The following is a 21,386-nucleotide window of genomic DNA, read 5'->3' as shown; positions in this document are numbered from 1 at the left end:
TGATTTTTGTAACGATAAAATCATCTTTTGAATTTTATCATCAGTATTTAATAAGAACGAATCCAAACTAAAACAAGAACGCGTAGCTGACAAAAACTTCTTTATTCCTAAAAACGCTGAAGTTTTGTCGGATCGTTTGTTGTTGCCACACATTGCTAGAGCCAAAATTCCTCCAACTTTGCGCGCTCAAGCTATAGTAAGGGATTTTTAGCCCCACATTGAAGCGGTTATGCTTGCCTATATACAAAGAGCCTCCAAAATTCACAAAAAACCCCCCACCCGCTGCAAAAAATTTATCATCTTGTTTCGTGTTTTGGTTTTGATAGTTAGGACTCCACAATATGGCGTATTCCACCCCACCCCCACCAAACACGCCTATTTTAAAAAACAGCATTTTTTCCGTTTTTAAAGCGAGTTTTAAAAGGGTGTCTATAGGGAGATTAACAAACACATTCACGTTCAAACCAAACGCCATGAAATGCCCGTTATTGAAGAGAAAATCTTGGGGGCTTGGGGTTTTTTGCAAAACTAAAGGGCCTTGAGCGTTTGAAGTAGGATCGTAGGTTTTAATCGCGCTCGGGTTATAATTCGCTTGGGATAAAAGGGTGTTACCCCCCACTTTTTGACCCAATTGCGCTTTAGCGTATTCTATGTCCCCCCACACCCTTAATCCTAAAATATGGTATTTATCAATAGCGATTTCATCGCCTATTTGCCCGGTATAAGACAGGTTTTTACCCCCCTTATAATAGGCTTCTAATTTCTCGCCATAACACACACTACCAGGGCAAGTGGGGTTGTCTTTATAGGCTTGTTGCCACATGCTTGTGCGCATGCTAGCCCCTGTGCCTAGCCTAAAACCTAGATAAATGTGGTTTTTGGTTTTGAAAAAAGGCGTTTTTTCAGCACTATTGCCCCACAAAACCCCCAAACTGGCTAAAAAAATGAGCGCTTTCAAACGCTTTTTTGATTCAATTCTACCCATAATGGCACTTCACTTTGTAACGTTTCTTGATTAAAAAATTCCTCTATGCTCTCTCGCATGCTCTTTATTTCTGTAAGGGTATTGACGCAGTTACGAAACGCGCTCGCTTGTATTTCACCCTTAGCGTAAGCATGCAAGTTTTTCCTAAACATAACCACCCCCCTATCCCCATAAAACTCCACCATTTTATCAAAATGTTCTAAAACCAAATCTTTTTTCACGACTGCGGGCAATTTTGTGGTGTTGTTTCTGATTTGCCAAAATATCCATGGGGCTCTTAAGGCTGCTCGCCCTATCATTAGCCCATCCGCTTGCGTGATTTGCAAGACTTCAAAGGCTTTTTTCACGCTGTCAATTTCGCCATTGGCTATCACAGGCTTTTTTAAAATCCCTTTCATTAAAGCGATACTTTCATAATCTATTTTGTCTTTTTGGTATTTGTCGCTTCGTGTCCTCCCATGCACCACCACATAATCCACCGGCGCATCGTTTAAGGCATGAGCGATTTCTTGGGGGATTTTCTTTTCAAAGCCTAAACGCACTTTCACGCTTGTGATTTTTTTATTGGTGTTTTCTCTGATGATTTTTAAAAGCTTCACTAAGTGGTTTAAATCCTTCAATAGCCCGCTACCATTACCATGATTAGCCACTTTAGGAGCGGGACAACCGCAATTAAAATCAATCCCATTCACATGCTCTAAAGCGTTGATTTTCTCCACCGCTTCTTTGACTACGCCCTCTTTAGAGCCTGAAATTTGCACCATGAAATGATCTTCTAAAGGGGATTTTTCCAACATTTTAGAAGTTTTATCAAACGCATACACCAACGAATGCGAGCTCACCATTTCGCTTGTGGTAACATCCACGCCAAATTTTTTCACCACGCTCCTAAAAGGCAAGTCCGTATAGCCTGCTAGAGGGGCTAGAAAAAGCCATTTTTTATTCTTAAAGTCCATCCGCTCTCATATCAAAGTTTTTTTGCTGTATTTTGACACAATCAAGGTTAAAAAGCGCTTTAAAAACTAGCGCTTGATTAAAATTAACTTTTATAGATCCATTAAACTCTGTTTAAAACCAATTAAAAAATCATGCGTTGGTTGTTTTAAAAACTCTGCGTATAAAATAGGCCGTAAGCGTTTAGGGATATTCAACCTCCTAGCCTTGTCTTTAAAATCCTTTGGCATGCTTAAAGTTTTAGGGGGTTTAAGGGCGATAAACACACACTCTTTGTCGCTTTCAATGATGAATTTTTGAGCGATTTCTAGGCTAAAAAAATGGCGTTTGATTTCTTCTTTTTGAGGAAAGCTCAACACATACCCCTTTTGCTTTAAGATTTTATCCACCATAAACAGTGCGTTTTGCGAATACTTAAAAAAAGTGATCCCATGCCTTTGTGAAACGGGCGTTAAGGGATAAAGTCGCTCTTTTTCTTTATCCAAAAATTTAAAACTTTGGATAATGCCCTTAGAATAATGTTGCATCAAGGCGTTAGCGTAATGTTTCCTGAAAAAATTGCGTTTGAATTTTAAAGAAGAATTAGAATCATCTTCAAAAAATTCCCAATCTTTAGCGAGCGTTTTAAGGGTGTCTTTAGGGGTGTAAAGCAGGGGGCGAACAATCGCATAAAACCCTCTTTTTTCATAGGCTTGAAAGCTTAAAAGCGTGTTCAGTCCGGCACCTTTGCTTAATTGCATCAAAAACCATTCCAGCCTGTCATTCAAGTGGTGCGCTAAAATCAAATGCTTGTAAGAATGCTCTTTTGTTAGGGTTTCAAAAAAATCATAACGGATCTTTCTCGCTTGCATTTCAAAATTGCGTGCGATTTTTGGAGCGTAATGGATATAGCATTTTTTATGGTGTGTTTTTGCGAGTGTTTGAGCGTGTTGGATGATTTCAAGGCGTTGTTTTTGCGTGTTATAATCCACTAAAGCGATGTCAAAAGCGATGTTTTCTCCAACTAAAAGATGAAACAAGCAAGTGGAATCCAACCCACCTGAAAAACCCAGTAAATTTTTCCCCTCCCTTAAAGGCTCTAAATAGGGTTTAAAATCTCGCGCTGTCAAATCGGTGCTAAACGCATGCTGGATTGATGGTGCTTTTATGAAGTTTCCTTGTGGGTTAAAACGCCTTTGAGTAAACTTGCGCCTTCTATGCCTAAAATTTCATTCCTGAGTTTTTCCACTTCATTCAAACCTGGAGCTTTTGCGTGAACGGCTTCGTTGCGGATGTTTTGAATGAGGCTTAGGCTTTTTGAAAAAGGATAATTGATGAATCTTTTTAAGTTTTCTTCTAAATGGCATTGGATTTTTTCGTGTTTGAGTAAAAATTTAACGCTCCCAAGATTGGGCTTTTTAGTGAAAAAATCTTTAAGCGTAAAAGATTTTCCTTGGACTTCATAATCTAAATCATAAAGATTGGGATCTTTTTTGCAAGCCTTTAAAAGAACTTGTTTGGCAAAAGTATAAATTTCGTATTCTAAGGTTTTGGAGTATTTGACGATGATGCTGGTAAAACCATTCAAAAGATCGTTTTCGCTTTGTAAAAGCTCTAATTCGGCATGAATGATGTTATTGATGCTATCAGGGTGTAAGAGGTAAAAAAGCCTTTTGCCAAAAACAAAACGCATGAAATTTTCTTGCATGGTTAAATATTCTTTGCTTTTATACACGCTTAGATAATGCTTTTCATCGCCTAAAAAATAAGAACGCTCTTCTTTTAACTTTACCGGCAAAGGATAGACATAATTATTCCCATAAATGGCGTAAGTGTGGTTGTTTGGGGCGATGAAATTGGCTAAAAATTGATCCCTTAAAAGGCTAAAATCTTCCCTAACTAATTCCCTTAAATCGCTGATAATAAAAAAGTCTTCCACTTCCAAATTTTTTTCTTTATAATAGCTAGGGATCAAACCCTCATCAATCTCTTTAGAAACCTTTATCACCTTAGCGGCAAATAAATTAGCGTAATCGGTCAAAAAAAGCTGCAAAAAATTTTTTTCGTTGGTGGCTTTGTAAATCTCTTCTAAGGAGCCGTGCTTTTCTTGATCGTTGAGCTTTGATCGGATTTTACCAAAACCCACTTGGGATTTTTCCTGTAAAACGCTTAAATGTTGTTGGATCACATCTTTTTGATAATAAGGGTTATAAAGGATTAAAAGGTGGTTCATGCCTTGTCTTATTTTAGGATTTCTTTGAGGTTTTGTTTGATCTCGTCAGGATTTTGTTCGTATTCTTGGATGAGATCTTTTAAGATTTCAAACAATTCGTCAAAATCCTGCGGGTACTCTTTCTTAAACTTCACTACCAAATCCAAAGCTTCACAAGCGTTATTCAATGGATCTTTATCGTCATTGAAAGCGTCTTTTATACCCAAAACCATATTGGTAATGCGAGCACTCTGCCCAGGGCTTGAAATGCGTTTGCATATGAAGCCTTTGAATGCGTTGGCAAGCTTAAAAGATGCACAAATTTTAGAAAACATCGCCTTTCCTTATTGAAAGATTTAAAATACCGCTTGTTGGCTTAGCCCGTTTCAAGCCTAGCTAAAAAGCGTTTTTGATGCGTTTTTGAAATTTTAACACAAATTCAGTTCATTCCTCTTTTAGGCTCAACATCTATAATATCTTCGCCCTTGATAAAATCTTCGCCAGTTTGAATCCATTTTTCAAATTCTTGATCGCACTCTTGCGTTTTTTTAATTTTTTCTTCAATTTCTTGAAAGGATTTTTCCAATTCCAACGCACTCGGGAAACATGTTTGTTTGAATCTGGCTTCATCGTTGATGAGATCTAAAATTTCTTGTTTTTGTCCGTCAAAATTAGATTTCATTTCTCCTTTAGCTTTTTCAAATTCTTGTATTTTTTTATGTGTATTCCAAGAATCCCATGCTTCAAAAGCAAGACCGATAAGCGGTAAAGCTTTGTTCAAGTTGCCTGCCAAGTTTACAGCGCCCCAAGGTTTGAATTTCAAAGCCAAATCTATGCCTGTAAATTTTGCCACAGCCACTATCCCGTCTCTAGCCGCTTTGATATTAGTTGCATTGATAAACTTGCTTTGTTTTAAAAGATTGATTCCAATCCTTCCAAATGTCCCGGCATGCTTTTCAAAAGAACTCATATCAGCGTTAAAAGTCGTTCCAATTTTAGCAATTTCATTTGAAATCCCTTGCGTTTGTTTTTCAAATGCATTTTGGACTCTTGTTTCTATATTGATGCCTTTATCGCCTATTTCTCTAATAACAAAATCATTAAAGGTTTCTAGGCTAGTGCCAAGAACTTGAAGGATGAGATCGCTGAAATACCTCGTTATAAATTCTCTTAAATGAATGCGGGCTTGAGAAATTTCACTATTTAAATCTTGAATATCCTTTCGCCTTTTTTCAATTATTATATTCAAATATTCCATTTCTCTCTTAATATCTTGCAACGCTTGTTTTGCGGGCGGCATTTGCCTATGGACCACATCTTGAATGACGCTTTTTTTGGTTTCCTCTATGATGGTTAATTTCCCGCCATTTTCTTTAATCTTTTTTTGCGTCGCGTCTTGCAAGGCTTTGATGTGTGAGAGTTTTTGGAATTCTTCTTGATGCTTTAGCCAGTGTTCCACCCCCAAATCATAAGGGTTTGCAGCGACAGCGACAATAATCAAACCCTCTTTTTCTTCTTCGCTTAAAGAAATCAGATCATTCAGTCGGCTTTGGATGTTTTCTTTTTTGATCTTAAATCTTTTGTTGTAATCTTCTTCATCTTCAATATCCGCTTCTTCATCAAAACGGCTGATGACAAATATCGTCCTGGATAAAAGATTGAGCGTCCTAAACAACCAGTTCAAATCCTCCTTATGGCTTTCTTTGATGGGGTTTGACGGGTTGAGCGCGTATAAAATGAGATGGGCTTCGCTGATATATTTTTTCGTAATATCTTTATAGCACTCTATTTCGCCGCTATCGGTTATTTTTTCTTTAAACCCGAATAGTCCCGGGGTGTCAACCAGCTCCATTTCATTATCTATATCATAGATTTTAACTGCATCGCTGGATTCTTGATGGTCTATCTTCATGCTCTCATCCAAGCGATCGATCCAAGCTACCGCTATGGATGTTTTCCCTTCAGAAAAACCTCCCACCAACGCCACTTTAAGTTTTTGATCGGCAACATTTTTAATCGCATTACGGATTTTGTCTTTGAGAGACTCTTCAACCTTGATTCCGTATTTTTCCCCAGTTTGGACAAAATCAAGCAATTTTTTAAGATTTTCTTGATTCCTCTTTTGATTTCTTTTAAATTGTTCTAGCGTTTCATTCATTGCGCGATCCTTTGTTTTAATGTGGTTTTGATGCGATTATCTAAGTGCCATAAGTCTTCACCGGCCTTTATTAGCCCTTCCCTCATGCACTCGTAACAAACAACGAGATCGTTAAAACCGGCTTTGAGTTTTTCAATCTTTTCCCATATGTCTTTTTTGCGACTTTCAAGTCGGCTTTTCACATCCTGCACAATTTTTTCACAAATTTGATGTAAATTCTTATCCACTTCTTTTTTTTGTTGGGATCTTTTATATCTTGAACTAAAAAAGCTCCAGATTGATCTGGCTATTCCAACTAATCCTGCAATAATCCCTGCGGTCAGAGCAAGCCAACCCATAGGACTCCAAGCGTTAAATATCCCAAGCAAACCCAAACCTCCTATTGAAGTGGCTAATTTTGTTCCATCAATACCGCTATCAGTATCAAAATTAAGATTAAAGCCTCTATCAATACTGATGTGCTCTAACATTGCTAGAGAATCTTTAATTCTGTATTCAAGTTGTTTAATAGCTTCTTTTATCTCTCCATCAAATCGTTCCTCACATTCTTTAAACCGCCGTTTTATGTTTTCATGCAATGTTTCAATTCCTTGAATGAGTTCATTTTTAAAAATTTCTTTACATTCCTCATCTTCAATATTTTTGTTAATATGCGCATACATTTTTTCTCTCAAGTCAGATTTGAATTGATCGATTTCGCAGAACGCTGAATTGGTTAAATTTAATATAAATTTTTCTGTAGAACGATCCAGATTATAGCGGGCTTCTTGTTGGTGTTCTTGTGCTGCTTCTTTAATCATTGGATCGATCCGTTTTTCAATCGTAATTTCGATCGCCTTTTGCAATTGTTCTACCACTTTTAAGGCTTTATTGCAGTTTGATTCTATGATTTTGGCGTGCGAGTTTTTAAGAAGCTCTTCGGCTATAAATTCTGCTAATGGTTTGAAATGGGATTTATACAATAATGATTCTCCTGCTTTAAAATCTTTTAAAAATTTTTGTTTGTTTTTATCAAAATCAGTCCCTGGAATCAAAGCTTGCGCAAGGCCATAAAAAGCCGCTTGAGCGCTCACTGCTTTATAGCCCATGTAGTGCTCGCCTAAAATGTTTTTCATCTCTTTATTTAAAATTTTTAAGCTTTCTTTTTCGTTTCCATCAATAAGCCCATCTTTAAAAACTCTTGGGCTATTAATCGGTTTGTTAAAAATCGTCCATACCTCTGTTTGCGAATCAAGCTGTCTTTGGATTTTTTCAATCGTTCCCCTTTTCCCTTCTTCTCCTTTTTGCGGAGGATTAGGCTTTTTGGTAACATAAAAAATAGCATGGGCTTTTTGTGTGGCGTTAGAAATTTGATCGATCACTTTTTTTTCGCTGCCTTCTATCCCTGGAACATCCAGTAAAGTAAAGGTTTGATGGTTGTATTGGAAAGAATAAGATTGTGTTTTTAAAGTGAAATCGCTCCTCCCATCGCCTATAATCGCTCCATCTTGGAATTTTTCTAGCTCCAAAAGAGCATGCCCACTACCTCTATGATTTTTCTCTGCATAGAGCCTCTTGAATCGTTCTTGTTGAACTACTTTGCTTTGTTCTTTAAAAAACATCCTCAAACATTCAATAAGGGTTGATTTCCCCGCACCGGTTTCCCCATAAAAAGCGATGGTAAAATTTTCCCACTCTTCATTATTTTTCAAGCTTTCAAGCTCTTTTAAACTTTTAGATTCTAATTGTTGGAATACCTTTAACGCTTCTTGATTGAATCGCTTCAGTTTTTCATCTTTGTCATCAGCGTTTTTGAAAATACTTTGAAGATCTTTAATGCTCTTTTCTACGCCAAGATAAATGCTTTTTCATTTTTGCATGCCTCAAGTGGATTTTTCTCGGGCATTTTAACAAAAAAAAAAAAAACGCAAACCCCCACGCTCTAGCCACGCTTAAAGCGTGCTTTTAGCCTTATGGCTAACTTTTAAAAAGGGCTTAAAACCTTAGCGAGTAAGATATTGTCTTTAAACGCGCTAGGCACAATCGTGTAATGCCCGGGTTGTAAAGGGGTGGTTAGTTCGCTGTCGTTGATTAAGATTTCCCCATCCACTTCAGGCGCCCACCTCAAATCCCTTGCTTTGTAAAAATACTCGCCCTCTTTATTTTCCACTAACGCCTTAATGGGCTTATTTAACAAAGCCCTAAAAGAATGGTTTTGGTGTTTTAAAGCGATTTTGTTCAAGACTTTGATGCGGGCGTTGATGATTTTTTTAGGCACTTTCTCTAAAGAATAGGCATGCGTGTTTTCTTCCGCACTGAAAGCAAAAATATTCAATCTGTCAAACCGGAACTCGTCTAAAAACGTGCTCAATTCTTCAAATTCGCCCTCATTTTCTTCTGGATGCCCTACAATGATCGTGCTTCTGATAAAGCTTTCTTTAACCTGTTTCATGGCGTTTAAAAGCTTTAAATGGTGCGCTTGGCTGGAGTTACGCCGCATCTTTTTAAGCATGGAGTCGCTGATATGCTGGATGGGCATGTCAAAATAATTTTGAAAAATAAGCGAGTCTTCAATCGCGCCAATCAGCTCTAAAGTGGTGCTAGAGGGGTAGAGGTATAAGATGCGAGCGCTTTTTAAGGCTTGTTGCTTGTCAATCGCTCTAATGAGCTGGATCAAGCCGTCTTTTTGCCCCTTATCGTATAAAAACGAGCTAGAATCTTGAGCGATAAAAGTCATATCCTTATAGCCTTTAAGGGCTAGATCCTCCACTTCTTTTAAAATGGAGTCTAATTCCCTGCTTTGCAATTTCCCCTTAAAGCTAGGGATAGCGCAAAAAGAGCATTTTTGATTACAGCCCTCAGAAATTTTAACGTAAGCATGCACGCTCGATCCCGTGATGATGCGCACGTTATAATGCTCGCTTAAAAACACTTGCTCGCTGAACTGGTTTTGTTTTTTAGCGATCATTATATCAATCTTGTCATAATCCCCCACGCCGGTAAAAATATCCACTTCAGGGATCAATTCTTTGATTTCATCTTTATAGCGCTCGCTCAAGCACCCGCTCGCAATCAAAATCGCTCCCTCTTTTTTGTCTTTAGCGGCGTTGAGAATGGTTTGGATACTCTCTTGTTTGGCGCTTTCAATAAACCCGCAAGTGTTGATCAAAATCACATCAGCGCTCTTAGCGTCATTAGTGAGCGTGTAATTATAAAGCTTGCCTAACATCACCTCTGAATCCACCAAATTTTTAGAGCAACCTAATGAGATCAGGCAGAGTTGTTTGTTTTCTTTAATTTGCATGTTAATGGCTTTTTAAGTTTTTCAAATCCACTTCCCAAAAGAAATCAATCCATTCAGGAGCGTCTTTTAAAAACGCGTCGGCTTTGTATTTCGCGCTTGTTTTTTGGAACAAACTCGCGCTATAAAACTTTTTATCAGGGTGTTTTTCTTGCAACACTTTAAGCACCGCTTCTAAAGAATTACCGCTATCTACGATTTCATCTACCACAAGAATGGTTTTTAAATGATCTTTGATCGTGGGGATATTTTCAATTTTTAGGGCGTTTTGTTGCTTGGTGGTGTCATAAGAAATCGCATTGATGCCATAAACTTCCCTTAAATTCCAGTGCAAACTCAAAAAATGCGCTAAAGTCATGCCCCCTCGCATCACGCACACAAGGGCTTCTGGGATACCGCAAATTCGCTCCACTTGTTTGACTAATTCCAGGCTGTCTTTTAAAAAGGCTTCATAAGAATAATGCATTGTGATCCTTAAATTTCGTAATATTGCTTCAAAAAAGTTGCGTTCGCCACGCCATCAAATTCCCTTAAATCCAAATCGTTTAAGGCTAACTCTAGGGCGTTTAAGGCGTAGGCGGTTTTATAGACAGGAATGATCCCCATGTGGTTGATACGAATGAGTGCGTCTTTATAAGGCTCTTGACCGCCCGCAAATTGCACCTGATATTTTTCTTTCAAAAGGTTTTTTAATTCTTTGGCATGCTCACTAACAATCGTTGTCATGCTCAAGCTTGGGCTTTTAGGGAAAATCTTTAAACCGAGCGCTAAAACGGCTTTTTGAGTGGCTAAAGCAACTCGTTTAGTCTCTTGATAGAGTACTTCAAAGCCCCCTAAATTTTGCACCAATTCAAAATAGCGCTGCAACCCTAAAGTGTGTAAAATAGGAGCGGTGTAGCTTGTGGTGTTGTTTCTTTGGTTTTTCAATTCGCTCTTCAAATTGAAATAAAACCCTGTATTGCGTTCTTCTATGCGTTCAATTGCATTCTGGCTCAATGCGACTAGGCTCATCGCAGGGGGTAGCATGAACGCTTTTTGACTCCCCCCAATGAGCGCATCAACATGCGTTATTTCTAAAGGCTCAACCCCTAAAGCGGTGATCGCATCTACAATCACAAAAACATTCGGATTAGTTTCTTTAATGGCTTGAGCGATATTTTCTACAGGGTGTCGTAACCCCCCACTGGACTCGCATGCTTGAATGCAAAACGCATCAATGTTAGGGTTGGCTTCAAGCGCGTTTAATATTCCATCCACTTGAGCCGGTGTGTCCCATTCATAGATTAATTCATGGGCTTTGATAAAATGGGCTTTAGCGATCTTGCCAAACCTTTCGCCAAACTTGCCCGCATTAACAAACAGCAACTCTTTTTGACATAAGGAAATCACACTCGCTTCCATAGCCCCTGTCCCGCTGCTGCTTAAAAGCAAAACTTCTTCTAAACCGGTCATTTTTTTTAAATTTTCTCGCACGCTTTGGAAAATCTTTTCAAAATCTTTGGTGCGGTGGTGGGGCATTGGCTGAGAAAAGCTTGAGCGCATCTCTTCATTAATGGCTACAGGGCCTGGAGTGAAAAGCAACATTAAAATTAACCTTTAATTTTTGAGAGAATTTAAAAGTTATCATACTAAAACGCGCTTAAAATTAAGCCTTATTGTTTAAGAAAATCGCTTTTTAATGCAAATAAAATGCTAAAATGCCATGGTTTAAAAAGAATTTAAGGCAATGATTGGATAAATTTAATCTTCGCGCATGTTTTTTAACCCTTTTTTTTAGTGGGTATTCTAAAAAGGCTCCTGGAACGATAGGGAGTTTAGTAGCGTTGTTACTAGGCTTACCTATTTTGATTTTTTCGGCTAACACTTTGTTTTTAGGGGCGATTTTCATTGGGCTTATCGCTATCACTCAAATAGATAAGGAAGAAGAAGAGACTAAGAGGCATGACAGCTCTTACATTGTGATAGATGAACTAGTGGGCATGTGGCTTGCGATGGCGATTAGCGGGTTATCGTTAGCGAGCGTGGTTTTGAGTTTTATCTTTTTTAGGATCTATGATATCACTAAACCCTCACTCATTGGCAAGATAGACAAAGAAGTTAAAGGGGGTTTAGGGGTGGTGGCTGATGACGCTTTAGCGGGTGTTTTAGCCGGATTGAGTACGTTATTAGTCATCCATATTTTGGGATTTTTTAACATTAAACTTTAATTTTAAGAAAATTCAAAAGCCTTTTTTTAGGTAAATATAGATAGACTTTATTGCAATCGTTTTCAGGGAGTTTGATCGTGGAGTTTTGCGTTTTATTTGGTGGGGCGAGTTTTGAGCATGAAATCAGCATTGTGAGCGCGATCGCGCTTAAAGGGGTGTTAAAAGATAGGATTAAATATTTTATTTTTTTAGATGAAAACCATCATTTTTATTTGATTGAAGAATCCAACATGCATTCAAAATACTTCGCTCAAATCAAAGAAAAAAAATTACCTCCCCTAACCCTTGCACACAATGGCTTGCTTAAAAACTCGTTTTTAGGCGCTAAGATTATAGAATTGCCTTTAGTGATCAATCTCGTGCATGGGGGCGATGGCGAAGACGGGAAATTAGCGAGCTTGTTAGAATTTTATCGTATCGCTTTTATAGGCCCTAGAATTGAAGCGAGCGTGCTGAGTTACAACAAATATTTAACCAAACTTTACGCTAAAGATTTAGGAATAAAGGCTTTAGATTATGTTCTTTTGAATGAAAAAAACCGCGCTAACGCCTTGGATTTGATTGGGTTTAATTTCCCTTTCATAATCAAGCCCAGTAACGCCGGAAGCTCTTTAGGGGTGAGTGTTGTGAAAGAAGAAAAAGAATTGATTTACGCTTTAGATGGCGCGTTTGAATATTCTAAAGAAGTTTTAATAGAGCCTTTCATTCAGGGCGTGAAAGAATACAATTTAGCCGGTTGCAAGATCAAAAAGGATTTTTGTTTTTCCTATGTTGAAGAGCCTAACAAACAGGAATTTTTAGATTTCAAACAAAAATATTTGGATTTTTCACGCACCAAAGCCCCTAAAGCGAATCTTTCTGGCACTCTAGAAGAACAATTAAAAGAAAATTTTAAAAAACTCTATAACGATTTGTTTGATGGCGCGATCATCCGTTGCGATTTTTTTGTCATAGAAAATGAAGTGTATCTCAATGAGATCAACCCCATTCCTGGCAGTTTGGCCAATTATTTGTTTGATGATTTTAAAACAACGCTAGAAAATTTAGCGCAATCATTACCCAAAACCCCTAAAATCCAAATCAAAAACTCTTATTTGTTGCAAATCCAAAAGAATAAATAAATGGCCAAACGCAGTATCGCTTATTTGGATAGCGTTTTTGACATTTCCTACACTTTTATAGATAACCATAGCCCTTTAAACGCCTTGTTTTTGCATGGTTGGGGGAGTTCTAAAGAAGTGATGCAACAAGCGTTTCAAGGCTGTTTTTTAAATTACAACCATTTGTATGTGGATTTGCCCGGCTTCAATCAAAGCCCTAACGATGAAAAAGTCTTAGAGACTAAAGATTATGCTAATATCATCAATTTGTTCTTAAAAAGCGTGGGTAAAAAAGCGCATGTCGTTTTTGGGCATAGCTTTGGAGGGAAAGTGGCGATCTTGTGTGAAAACGAACGGATGGTTTTATTGAGCAGCGCCGGGATTTTAGAGCCAAAACCCTTAAAAGTGCGTTGTAAAATCCTTTTAGCTAAAATCTTTAAAAAATTAGGCTTGAATTTAGGGTTTTTGAGGAGTAAGGACGCTATGGGGCTTAATCAAGTCATGTATGAAACCTTTAAAAAAGTGATTAGCGAAGACTTTAGCGAGCATTTCAAACGATGCGAGAAGGAAGTTTTATTATTTTGGGGTAAAGATGATAAAGCAACCCCCTTAAGCTCCGCTCAAAAAATACAAACCTTATTGAAAAGAAGCGCGTTATTCGTTTTAGAAGGGGATCATTTCTTTTTTTTAAACCAAGCAAAAGAGATTGAAAAACTAGTGGAGAATTATCATCATGCAAAGTCTTAGTTGGCTGAATTTAGCGTTTCGTTGGCTCTTTATAACAGGGCTTAGCTATTATATAATGACTTTATTGCAATGGTATCATTACAGCGTGTTTAGGATCTTAACCAAACACCACAAAATGCGTTGGCATGGGATTTATTTTTTATTGCCTTTAGGGGTGTTTATCCTATCGTATGCTTTCAAAATGCCGTTTGTTTTTGATTTCTTTTGCGGCGTGATTCAAATGCCCATGCTCATTGTTTGGGCCAAACGCAACGACAAGCCTTTAGTTTTCACGCCAAGGGTGAAGCGCTTTTTTATTTTCTTGTTACTCTTTTTAATCTTGCATGAAATCTTAAATACAGAATTAGTCCCTTTGAACGGGATTTCGCTCGCGCTAGGCTATTGGTGTTTATTTATATTTGTTTTAAGCGCTTCTTTAATCTTTGAAAAAGTCTTATCCAAGCGGTATTTGCAAACCGCTAAAGACAAAATCGCCTCTTTAAAGAATTTAAAAGTCATCGCCATTACCGGAAGCTTTGGGAAAACCAGCACCAAAAATTTCTTGCTTCAAATCTTACAAACCACATTCAACATGCATGCAAGCCCCAAAAGTGTCAATACCCTTTTAGGCATTGCGAACGATATTAACCAGAATTTAGACGATAAGAGTGAAATCTATATCGCTGAAGCCGGGGCAAGGAATAAGGGCGATATTAAAGAAATCACCCGCCTCATTGAACCGCACCTTGCCGTGGTCGCAGAAGTGGGCGAACAGCATTTAGAATATTTTAAAACTTTAGAAAATATTTGCGAGACTAAAGCGGAATTATTGGATTCCAAACGCTTAGAAAAAGCCTTTTGTTACTCTGTGGAAAAAATCAAGCCCTATGCCCTTAAAGATAGCCCCTTAATAGATGTTTCTAGCCTGGTTAAAAACATCCAATCCACTTTAAAAGGCACTTCTTTTGAAATGCTCATAGATAGCGTTTGGGAAAGCTTTGAAACAAAGGTTCTAGGGGAGTTTAGCGCTTATAATATCGCTTCAGCTATTTTAATCGCTAAGCATTTAGGATTAGAAACCGAAAGGATCAAACGGCTTGTTTTGGAACTCAACCCTATTGCCCATCGTTTGCAACTGTTGGAAGTGAATCAAAAAATCATCATAGACGATAGCTTTAATGGGAATTTAAAGGGCATGTTAGAGGGCATTCGTTTGGCGAGCTTGCATCAAGGGCGTAAGGTCATTGTAACACCGGGTTTGGTGGAAAGCAATACAGAAAGTAATGAGGCTTTAGCGCAAAAAATAGACGAGGTTTTTAATGTCGCTATCATCACAGGGGAGTTGAATTCCAAAACGATTGCTTCCAAATTGAAAACCCCCCAAAAAATCTTACTCAAGGATAAGGCGCAATTGGAAAATATCTTACAAGCCACCACGATTCAAGGCGATTTGATTTTATTCGCTAATGATGCCCCCAATTACATTTAGGAAATGACCATGCAACATTTATACGCCCCTTGGCGCGAAAGTTATTTGAAAGAGAAAAATAAGAGTTGTGTCTTTTGCGAAATTTCTCAAAACCCTACAAAAGATCCAGAAAACAGAGTGCTTTATAGAAATAGCGATCTCTTTGTGGTGATGAACGCCTACCCTTATAACCCGGGGCATTTGTTGATCGTCCCTCATGCGCATCAAGCGAGCGTTGAACTTTTAGATCTGAATACTTGGCTGAACATGAATAAATTAGCGCCTAAAGTGTTAAAAGCGTTGTATGCTTATGGCGCTCAAGGGATCAATTTAGGTTTGAATTTGCACAGAAACGCCGGAGCAGGGATCCCTGAGCATTTGCACATGCATTTAGTGCCTAGGTTTTTAGGCGATAGCAATTTTATGAGCGTTATCGCTCAAACCAGGGTGTGCGGGATGGATCTTAATGAAACCTATCTTGTGTTAAAAAACTTATTAGAAAAGGAGCTTCATTGAAAACAAACGCTTTTAGTTTGGGTGCGCTACAATTGATTTTAATTCATTTTAGGGAGTGTAAGCGATGAAGGCGCGTGGGTTTAAGGCAAAGATGCGTGGGTTTAAGATTTTTTCAGGGAGCGCTCACCCTGCATTTGGCAAAGAAGTGTCAAAGCATTTAGGCTTTCCCTTATCCAAAGCGGTGATAGGCAAATTCAGCGATGGCGAAATCAATATCCAAATCAGCGAATCGGTGCGCGGTAAGGATATTTTTATTATCCAGCCCACTTGCGTGCCGGTCAATGACAATCTAATGGAATTGTTAGTCATGGTAGATGCTTTAAGGCGCAGTTCGGCCAATTCTATCACAGCGGTGTTGCCGTATTTTGGCTATGCCAGACAGGACAGAAAAGCGGCTCCACGAGTGCCTATCACGGCTAAAATGGTCGCTAATTTGATGCAAGAAGTGGGGATTGAAAGGATCATTACAATGGATTTGCATGCCGGGCAAATCCAAGGCTTTTTTGATGTGCCAGTGGATAATTTATACGGATCTATCGTTTTTAGAGACTATATCCGCTCTAAAGCGTTAAAAAATCCTGTGATCGCTAGCCCTGATGTGGGTGGGGTTACAAGAGCCAGGTATTTTGCCAATCAAATGGGCTTAGATTTAATCATCGTGGATAAGCGCCGTGAAAAAGCTAATGAAAGCGAAGTGATGAATATTATCGGCTCAGCCAAGGAGCGCGATGTGATTTTAGTGGATGATATGATTGATACTGCAGGCACGATCTGTAAAGCCGCTTTAGCCTTAAAAGAACAAGGGGCGACTTCTGTCATGGCGTTAGGCACGCATGCGGTTTTGAGCGGGAATGCGATCAAGCGCATTAAAGAAAGCGCGTTAGATGAAGTGGTGGTAACTAACTCTATCCCTTTAGTTCAAAAATGCGATAAAATCACCACCTTAAGCGTAGCGTCCTTATTTGCGGAAGTGATCAGAAGGATTTATCATAACGAAAGCGTCCAATCGCTTTTCACTTAAAAAAGGGGATAAAAGAAAAGCGGGAGTGGTGGATTCTGTAGGACTTGAACCTACGACCAATCGGTTATGAGCCGAGCGCTCTGACCAGCTGAGCTAAGAATCCAAAATTCCCAAAGGATGGTTTGCTATTGTATCCAAAAATATAGCGAAAAGCAAGCAGGTTTTCTAGGATTGCAAACAGGATCATAAAAGTGATAAAACTGCTCCCCCCATAGCTGAATAAAGGCAAGGGAATCCCCACCACAGGGGCTAACCCTAAAGTCATGGCGATATTCACGCTGGAATAAACAAAGATTAAAATAGAAATCCCAAGGGCTACAATCTTTAAAAACCAATCGCTGTTGCTCTCAAACAGATAAAAAAATAAATGCAAACTCAAGCCTATATAAATCGCAAAAAGCAATATAGCCCCTAAAAACCCGAAACGCTCCACGAAGTAGGCGAAAATAAAATCGCTCGTTGCGATAGGCAAGAATTTGAATTTGGTTTGGGTGGAGGCTTCTTTGGATTTGCCTAAAAACCCGCCCGATCCTATGGCGATAATGGATTGCATGACATGGTAATTAGGCTTTTCAGAAAGGAAGTCTGCGATGCGCTTTTTTTGGTAATCGTGTAAAAAATGATAAGCGATAGGCGAAGCCACTAAAAGAGCGGCAAAAAGAGGGAGCCACACCCTAGTCCTTAAACCCACGATAAGTAAAATCCCAAAACCCATGATGAGCACAATAAGAGCCGTGCCTAAATCGGGCTGCTTTAAAATCAAAGCCGCCGGTAAGCAAATGTAAAAACTGAGCTTTAAAAACATGCCCCAATCATAGCCTTTAAAAGGAGGCGGGTTGATTTTAATCAAATGCGCCAACAATAAAAGAATGGCGATTTTCACGGGTTCGCTGGGCTGTAGAGTGATAGAAGTAAAGGGAATGACTAGCCATCGTTGTGCCCCAAGCTTGCTAGAACCCATAAAATCCACTAACGCTAATAAAATCACGCACGCCCAATAAAACACAAAGAGCCACCGATCGAGCTTCCTGAAAGGGATAAAAAACACGATCCAAAAGAGAAGAAACCCTATCGCATAATAAACCCCTTGCTTCAAGCTCAAAACCGCGCTGCTCTCAAAAATCAATAAAAAAGAAACCACCAACAAGGGAATAATAAACACAAAAGGCAAAAGATCAAAATGCATCCAAATCCTTTTGTCTAATGCCATGCGTTTTTCATAACCCCTGATCTTATGATTTTAATTTTTTGATTGTATCCAAATTGAGATAATTCTCCTTGAAAAAGGATGTTATCACATCAACTGCAGGCAATTTGACTTCGCCCGTCTCATCATTAAAGCATTTTTCTAACACTTTCAAATAAGCAAACCCAATGCCTTCTGTGATAACCACAGCGGTTGCGCCCCCTGCAACACTCCCCACAACAGGAATGAATTTAAGGAAACCATTAACGAGCGTTCTCCCCACTTGCGCGACAGCGGTTACGCCTAACAATCCTGTGATCAAACTCGCGCCCACAGATTTATCCAAATCCATTCCAAAAGCGTCATTCATTTTATAAATCATCCCTGCTTGAATGGGCGCGATAGCGAACGCATCGCTAAAGGGTATGGGGATAAGCCCAGCCCCTCCTGCAGCGCCTGATGCAACATGGATAATGGTTTTACATTCCTCTATCATGGCCTGTTTTCTTGCTTGGATATTAGCTTTTTGAATCAGTAAGAAATGGTTTTGTTTGTTTTTCCTAGCTTCTATCAAGCATTTTTTCGTTTCATCTACCAATTCTTCTAAACCTTCAATGGGGACTTCAATACCTCTAAATGAAAACGCAACGGAATTGACCCTCACATAGGCTCTGACAAAACCTTTAAACCCCCATTCTTCGCCTATGATCTCTTTAGTTTCTTGGACAAACGCCTCGCCGGCTTTTTCTTGAGTGTTTGTGAAAACGACAATCGTTGGGATATTCCAATCTTTAGCGAAGCTTAATAACTCTCTCTCTCTCTCTCTTGAATCCTACCAGAAGTCTCTTTAACGCACAAATACGCCACATCAATGGCTTCTTTTTCATCAAGCGTTTTAAAAGAATCTTCCATTTCTTTTTTAATGCTTTGCATGGTGTCGTGGTAATCTTTATCTTCAATGCCTTTAGTGTCCCACAAAATTAAGCCTTTTTCTTCATCAATGTATTTTTCAAGATGCTGAGTGATGGGCTTTCCTACGCCTACTTTAGCGATTTCTTTACCAAATAGAGCGTTAATGAGCGAGCTTTTACCCACCCCAGTACCCCCCATGAGCAAAACGTTCATCTTGGGTTTTTCCTTTTTGATAGATTCAAGCATCTTGCTCATGTTCAATCCTCCCTCTTTCCCATCAAGCGTGAATGCGTCGCCTAAAAAACCACGCAAAATGCCGTTCAGTTTATCATGCCCGTTATGTTCCATTAGAACCCCTTTAAAAATGATTTGAGCCACAAAATGTTGTCGCACCGATTATAGCGTATTCAAATAATGAAATAGGATTTTTTTAAGGTTTTGAGTAAAATAATGGTTTTTAAAAAAGCAAAAAAGAGTTTGAATGCAAAAAGTTTTCATTGCCCCTACCCATTACAAACGCATTGATGAATTTTTAGCCAAAGAATTGCAAATTTCTAAAAACCAAGTATTGAATTTGATTAAAGAGAGGTTAGTGTTTTGTCAAAAAAAGGAGGTCAAAAAAGGGGGGCTAGCCTTAAAAGAGGGCGATGAAATCACGCTTTTAACGCCCAAAATCGCGCCCAAACCCTTAAAAAGAGAGCTTGATTTAGAAGTAGAAGTCATTTTTGAAGATGAAGACTTATTGGTGTTGAATAAGCCCCCTAATCTAGTCGTCCATAAAGCCCCAAGCGTGAAAGAGCCTACTTTAGTGGATTGGTTAAAATCTCAAAATTACGAGCTTTCTAATCTTGGCTTAAAAGAGCGCTATGGGATTGTGCATCGTTTGGATAAGGACACGAGCGGAGGGATTGTCATCGCTAAAAACAATTTTACCCATGTTCATTTGAGCGAGCAACTCAAAACTAAAATGATGGGGCGCTATTATATCGCCTTGCTTTCAACGCCCTTAAAAGAAGAAAAAATGAGCGTGGAATGCTATTTGACAAGAAACCCTAATAACCGCTTAAAAATGATAGCACTCAAAACGGCCAAAAAAGAAAAAAGCCGTTATTCTAAAAGCGAATTTACTAGCTTGCTGACTTCTCAAAATGGCATGGATTTGATAGGGGCTAAACTATTCACCGGGCGCACGCACCAAATCAGAGCGCATTTAGAATATTTGAACAGACACATCATAGGCGATAATCTTTACGGGCTTAATGGGGCGCTTTTTAAAGAAGAGATAAGGATCATGCTGCATGCCTATTTGATAGAGTTCAAACACCCTAGAAGCGAGCAGAAACTGCGCTTTAAAGTTCCCCTATTAAAGGATATGTTAGAATACCTTAAAAAAGTTTTTGACAAGGAGAATTTAGATGAGGTCTTGGATGAAGAAAAAATACTTCACGCTTTTATTGCAAAGTAGTGTGGTATTAGCGGTTTTTATAGGGTGTTCTTCTACCAGGAATCATACTTTTTCAGCCCTTAGTAATCAAGAAAATACAGACGATAAGCTCCCGGTAGTCCATTCTGTTAAAACCATTAACGATGTGAGTTCAGTGGGCTTTGAATGGCCTAAAATCGCTGATACTTATGACATTGATGGGTTTATTTTGTATCGTTTGAAAAAAGACTCTAAGCTTAAACGAATCGCCACCATTAAAAACCCTTATGCGACCCACTATTATGATGAGGGGTTAGAAACAGAGAGTTCTTACACTTACCAGATCGCCACTTACAAGGGCGATAAAATCTCTAACCTTTCAGACCCCATTCTAGTAAAAACCTCTTTTATCAATCCTGTAGAAAGCGTGTTCGCAAGCCTTGAATACCCTAAAAGCGTGAAAGTCTTTTGGAGCCCGCACCCAAATCCCAGCGTTTCTAAATACATCATTCAAAGGCAGAATAAAGACGGCAAATTTTTAAATGTAGGGGCTGTAAAAAACCGCTTGTTTGTGGAGTATTTTGACAAGGATAAGGATCTAGAAGATGGGAAAAAATACCGCTACCGAGTCATTGCTGAAAATTTCATGGGGGATAAATCCAGACCTAGCGTCATAGTGGAGGGGAAAACCAAAGATTTACCCAAAGAAATCGCTAATGTTAGAGTGAGCCAAAATCTCACACGACACATTGAATTGAGTTGGGATAAATCCCCAGAAGAAGATGTGATAGCTTATCGCATTTACGCTTCCAATAACCGCAACGACAAATACAAATTCATCGCTCAAACCACCAACACTTCCTATGTGGATAAAATAGAAAAAGACAATCTCACTCGTTATTATAAAGTCGTCGCCCTTGATAAAACGCATCTTGAAGGGGCGTTACCCAAAGAGCCTGCCATGGGTGAGACCGCTGACAGACCCGAAGCCCCTATCATCACTAAAGGGACTATTCAAGATTCTTCAGCCTTTATCCAATGGGAAAATAACCCAAGCGCTAAAATAGCCACCTATGCGGTGTATCGTTTTGAAGCCAATTCTAAAACCCCTTTGCGTTTTGGGAATATCACCAAAAACCAATTCGTGGATAAAGACATGAAAGTGGGCGTGGCTTACCGCTATCAAGTGGTGAGCGTGGATAAAGATGGTTTAGAGTCGCACCCCAGCAAAGAAGTGCGTTTGTTTTTAGAGCGCTAAA

At 38.9% G+C, this 21,386-nt stretch carries 21 protein-coding genes and 1 tRNA gene; 8 read left to right on the top strand and 14 right to left on the bottom strand.

Annotated elements, in window-relative coordinates; translation table 11 throughout:
- Window positions 1–67 precede the first annotated feature (67 nt).
- The 10 genes from IC572_RS02875 to IC572_RS02830 form a co-directional block, all read right to left on the bottom strand.
- A complete protein-coding gene (locus tag IC572_RS02875; protein ID WP_187855005.1) occupies window positions 68–985 on the bottom strand; it encodes an outer membrane beta-barrel protein in 918 nt (305 codons plus the stop codon).
- On the bottom strand, window positions 955–1,941 hold the full coding sequence (locus tag IC572_RS02870) for a tRNA dihydrouridine synthase (RefSeq protein WP_187855004.1): 987 nt from the start codon (window positions 1,939–1,941) through the stop codon (window positions 955–957). The genes IC572_RS02875 and IC572_RS02870 overlap by 31 nt, the downstream gene beginning before the upstream one ends.
- Window positions 1,942–2,031: 90 nt before the next feature.
- A complete protein-coding gene (tilS, locus tag IC572_RS02865; RefSeq protein WP_187855003.1) occupies window positions 2,032–3,048 on the bottom strand; it encodes a tRNA lysidine(34) synthetase TilS in 1,017 nt (338 codons plus the stop codon).
- A gap of 35 nt (window positions 3,049–3,083) precedes the next feature.
- Window positions 3,084–4,151 (bottom strand): HP0729 family protein, encoded by a 1,068-nt coding sequence (locus IC572_RS02860; protein ID WP_187855002.1) that lies wholly within the window; start codon window positions 4,149–4,151, stop codon window positions 3,084–3,086.
- Window positions 4,152–4,159: 8 nt separating this feature from the next.
- Window positions 4,160–4,411, bottom strand: coding sequence for a hypothetical protein (locus tag IC572_RS02855; RefSeq protein WP_332246567.1), 252 nt, complete (start codon window positions 4,409–4,411; stop codon window positions 4,160–4,162).
- A gap of 158 nt (window positions 4,412–4,569) precedes the next feature.
- On the bottom strand, window positions 4,570–6,288 hold the full coding sequence (locus IC572_RS02850) for a LeoA/HP0731 family dynamin-like GTPase (protein ID WP_187855000.1): 1,719 nt from the start codon (window positions 6,286–6,288) through the stop codon (window positions 4,570–4,572).
- Complete coding sequence (locus IC572_RS02845) at window positions 6,285–8,129, bottom strand: GTPase (RefSeq protein WP_187855034.1); 1,845 nt, start codon at window positions 8,127–8,129, stop codon at window positions 6,285–6,287. The genes IC572_RS02850 and IC572_RS02845 overlap by 4 nt, the downstream gene beginning before the upstream one ends.
- A 122-nt stretch (window positions 8,130–8,251) precedes the next feature.
- Window positions 8,252–9,571, bottom strand: a complete 1,320-nt coding sequence (rimO, locus tag IC572_RS02840) for a 30S ribosomal protein S12 methylthiotransferase RimO (protein ID WP_187854999.1) — start codon at window positions 9,569–9,571, stop codon at window positions 8,252–8,254.
- Window position 9,572: 1 nt separating this feature from the next.
- On the bottom strand, window positions 9,573–10,034 hold the full coding sequence (locus IC572_RS02835) for a phosphoribosyltransferase (RefSeq protein ID WP_187854998.1): 462 nt from the start codon (window positions 10,032–10,034) through the stop codon (window positions 9,573–9,575).
- 8 nt (window positions 10,035–10,042) lie between these two features.
- Window positions 10,043–11,152, bottom strand: a complete 1,110-nt coding sequence (locus IC572_RS02830; RefSeq protein WP_187854997.1) for a pyridoxal-phosphate-dependent aminotransferase family protein — start codon at window positions 11,150–11,152, stop codon at window positions 10,043–10,045.
- Between the two features lie 146 nt (window positions 11,153–11,298).
- On the opposite strand from IC572_RS02830, the gene IC572_RS02825 reads away from it, so the two are divergent.
- The 6 genes from IC572_RS02825 (at window position 11,299) to IC572_RS02800 (ending at window position 16,606) form a co-directional block, all read left to right on the top strand.
- Complete coding sequence (locus IC572_RS02825) at window positions 11,299–11,775, top strand: phosphatidylglycerophosphatase A family protein (RefSeq protein ID WP_187854996.1); 477 nt, start codon at window positions 11,299–11,301, stop codon at window positions 11,773–11,775.
- 77 nt (window positions 11,776–11,852) lie between these two features.
- On the top strand, window positions 11,853–12,896 hold the full coding sequence (locus IC572_RS02820) for a D-alanine--D-alanine ligase (protein WP_187855033.1): 1,044 nt from the start codon (window positions 11,853–11,855) through the stop codon (window positions 12,894–12,896).
- Complete coding sequence (gene estV, locus IC572_RS02815) at window positions 12,897–13,622, top strand: lipase EstV (protein WP_187854995.1); 726 nt, start codon at window positions 12,897–12,899, stop codon at window positions 13,620–13,622.
- Entirely contained in the window at window positions 13,609–15,090 is a 1,482-nt protein-coding gene (locus IC572_RS02810) for a Mur ligase family protein (RefSeq protein WP_187854994.1), read from the top strand. The genes estV and IC572_RS02810 overlap by 14 nt, the downstream gene beginning before the upstream one ends.
- Window positions 15,091–15,099: 9 nt before the next feature.
- Window positions 15,100–15,585, top strand: coding sequence for an HIT family protein (locus IC572_RS02805; protein WP_187854993.1), 486 nt, complete (start codon window positions 15,100–15,102; stop codon window positions 15,583–15,585).
- Window positions 15,586–15,649: 64 nt separating this feature from the next.
- Window positions 15,650–16,606, top strand: a complete 957-nt coding sequence (locus tag IC572_RS02800; protein WP_000647424.1) for a ribose-phosphate pyrophosphokinase — start codon at window positions 15,650–15,652, stop codon at window positions 16,604–16,606.
- Between the two features lie 26 nt (window positions 16,607–16,632).
- On the opposite strand, the gene IC572_RS02795 is transcribed toward IC572_RS02800, so the two are convergent.
- The 4 genes from IC572_RS02795 to IC572_RS07900 form a co-directional block, all read right to left on the bottom strand.
- A tRNA-Ile gene (locus tag IC572_RS02795) sits at window positions 16,633–16,709 on the bottom strand.
- Window positions 16,671–17,816, bottom strand: a complete 1,146-nt coding sequence (locus IC572_RS02790; protein WP_187855032.1) for an FtsW/RodA/SpoVE family cell cycle protein — start codon at window positions 17,814–17,816, stop codon at window positions 16,671–16,673. Before IC572_RS02790 ends, IC572_RS02795 begins: the two co-directional genes overlap by 39 nt.
- A gap of 22 nt (window positions 17,817–17,838) precedes the next feature.
- A complete protein-coding gene (locus IC572_RS02785) occupies window positions 17,839–18,456 on the bottom strand; it encodes a hypothetical protein (RefSeq protein ID WP_415751472.1) in 618 nt (205 codons plus the stop codon).
- Window positions 18,457–18,593: 137 nt separating this feature from the next.
- On the bottom strand, window positions 18,594–19,052 hold the full coding sequence (locus IC572_RS07900) for a GTPase (RefSeq protein WP_187854992.1): 459 nt from the start codon (window positions 19,050–19,052) through the stop codon (window positions 18,594–18,596).
- Window positions 19,053–19,185: 133 nt separating this feature from the next.
- Between IC572_RS07900 and IC572_RS02775 the strand changes: the two genes are divergently transcribed.
- On the top strand, window positions 19,186–20,169 hold the full coding sequence (locus tag IC572_RS02775; protein ID WP_187854991.1) for an RluA family pseudouridine synthase: 984 nt from the start codon (window positions 19,186–19,188) through the stop codon (window positions 20,167–20,169).
- Window positions 20,132–21,385, top strand: coding sequence for a fibronectin type III domain-containing protein (locus tag IC572_RS02770; RefSeq protein ID WP_187855030.1), 1,254 nt, complete (start codon window positions 20,132–20,134; stop codon window positions 21,383–21,385). Before IC572_RS02775 ends, IC572_RS02770 begins: the two co-directional genes overlap by 38 nt.
- Window position 21,386: the final 1 nt, after the last annotated feature.

The organism is Helicobacter pylori (assembly GCF_014496485.1).
In the GTDB taxonomy this organism is placed as follows: domain Bacteria; phylum Campylobacterota; class Campylobacteria; order Campylobacterales; family Helicobacteraceae; genus Helicobacter; species Helicobacter pylori_DD.
This window is presented reverse-complemented; position numbering and strand designations above follow the sequence as displayed.

Bases quoted from the DNA above. Each gene is read 5' to 3' on its own strand.
- IC572_RS02875 (WP_187855005.1), bottom strand. From the start codon at position 985: ATGGGTAGAATTGAATCAAAAAAGCGTTTGAAAGCGCTCATTTTTTTA.
- IC572_RS02870 (WP_187855004.1), bottom strand. From the start codon at position 1,941: ATGGACTTTAAGAATAAAAAATGGCTTTTTCTAGCCCCTCTAGCAGGC.
- IC572_RS02860 (WP_187855002.1), bottom strand. From the start codon at position 4,151: ATGAACCACCTTTTAATCCTTTATAACCCTTATTATCAAAAAGATGTG.
- IC572_RS02850 (WP_187855000.1), bottom strand. From the start codon at position 6,288: ATGAATGAAACGCTAGAACAATTTAAAAGAAATCAAAAGAGGAATCAA.
- rimO (WP_187854999.1), bottom strand. From the start codon at position 9,571: ATGCAAATTAAAGAAAACAAACAACTCTGCCTGATCTCATTAGGTTGC.
- IC572_RS02835 (WP_187854998.1), bottom strand. From the start codon at position 10,034: ATGCATTATTCTTATGAAGCCTTTTTAAAAGACAGCCTGGAATTAGTC.
- IC572_RS02830 (WP_187854997.1), bottom strand. From the start codon at position 11,152: ATGTTGCTTTTCACTCCAGGCCCTGTAGCCATTAATGAAGAGATGCGC.
- estV (WP_187854995.1), top strand. From the start codon at position 12,897: ATGGCCAAACGCAGTATCGCTTATTTGGATAGCGTTTTTGACATTTCC.
- IC572_RS02810 (WP_187854994.1), top strand. From the start codon at position 13,609: ATGCAAAGTCTTAGTTGGCTGAATTTAGCGTTTCGTTGGCTCTTTATA.
- IC572_RS02805 (WP_187854993.1), top strand. From the start codon at position 15,100: ATGCAACATTTATACGCCCCTTGGCGCGAAAGTTATTTGAAAGAGAAA.
- IC572_RS02800 (WP_000647424.1), top strand. From the start codon at position 15,650: ATGAAGGCGCGTGGGTTTAAGGCAAAGATGCGTGGGTTTAAGATTTTT.
- IC572_RS02790 (WP_187855032.1), bottom strand. From the start codon at position 17,816: ATGGCATTAGACAAAAGGATTTGGATGCATTTTGATCTTTTGCCTTTT.
- IC572_RS07900 (WP_187854992.1), bottom strand. From the start codon at position 19,052: ATGGAACATAACGGGCATGATAAACTGAACGGCATTTTGCGTGGTTTT.
- IC572_RS02775 (WP_187854991.1), top strand. From the start codon at position 19,186: ATGCAAAAAGTTTTCATTGCCCCTACCCATTACAAACGCATTGATGAA.
- IC572_RS02770 (WP_187855030.1), top strand. From the start codon at position 20,132: ATGAAGAAAAAATACTTCACGCTTTTATTGCAAAGTAGTGTGGTATTA.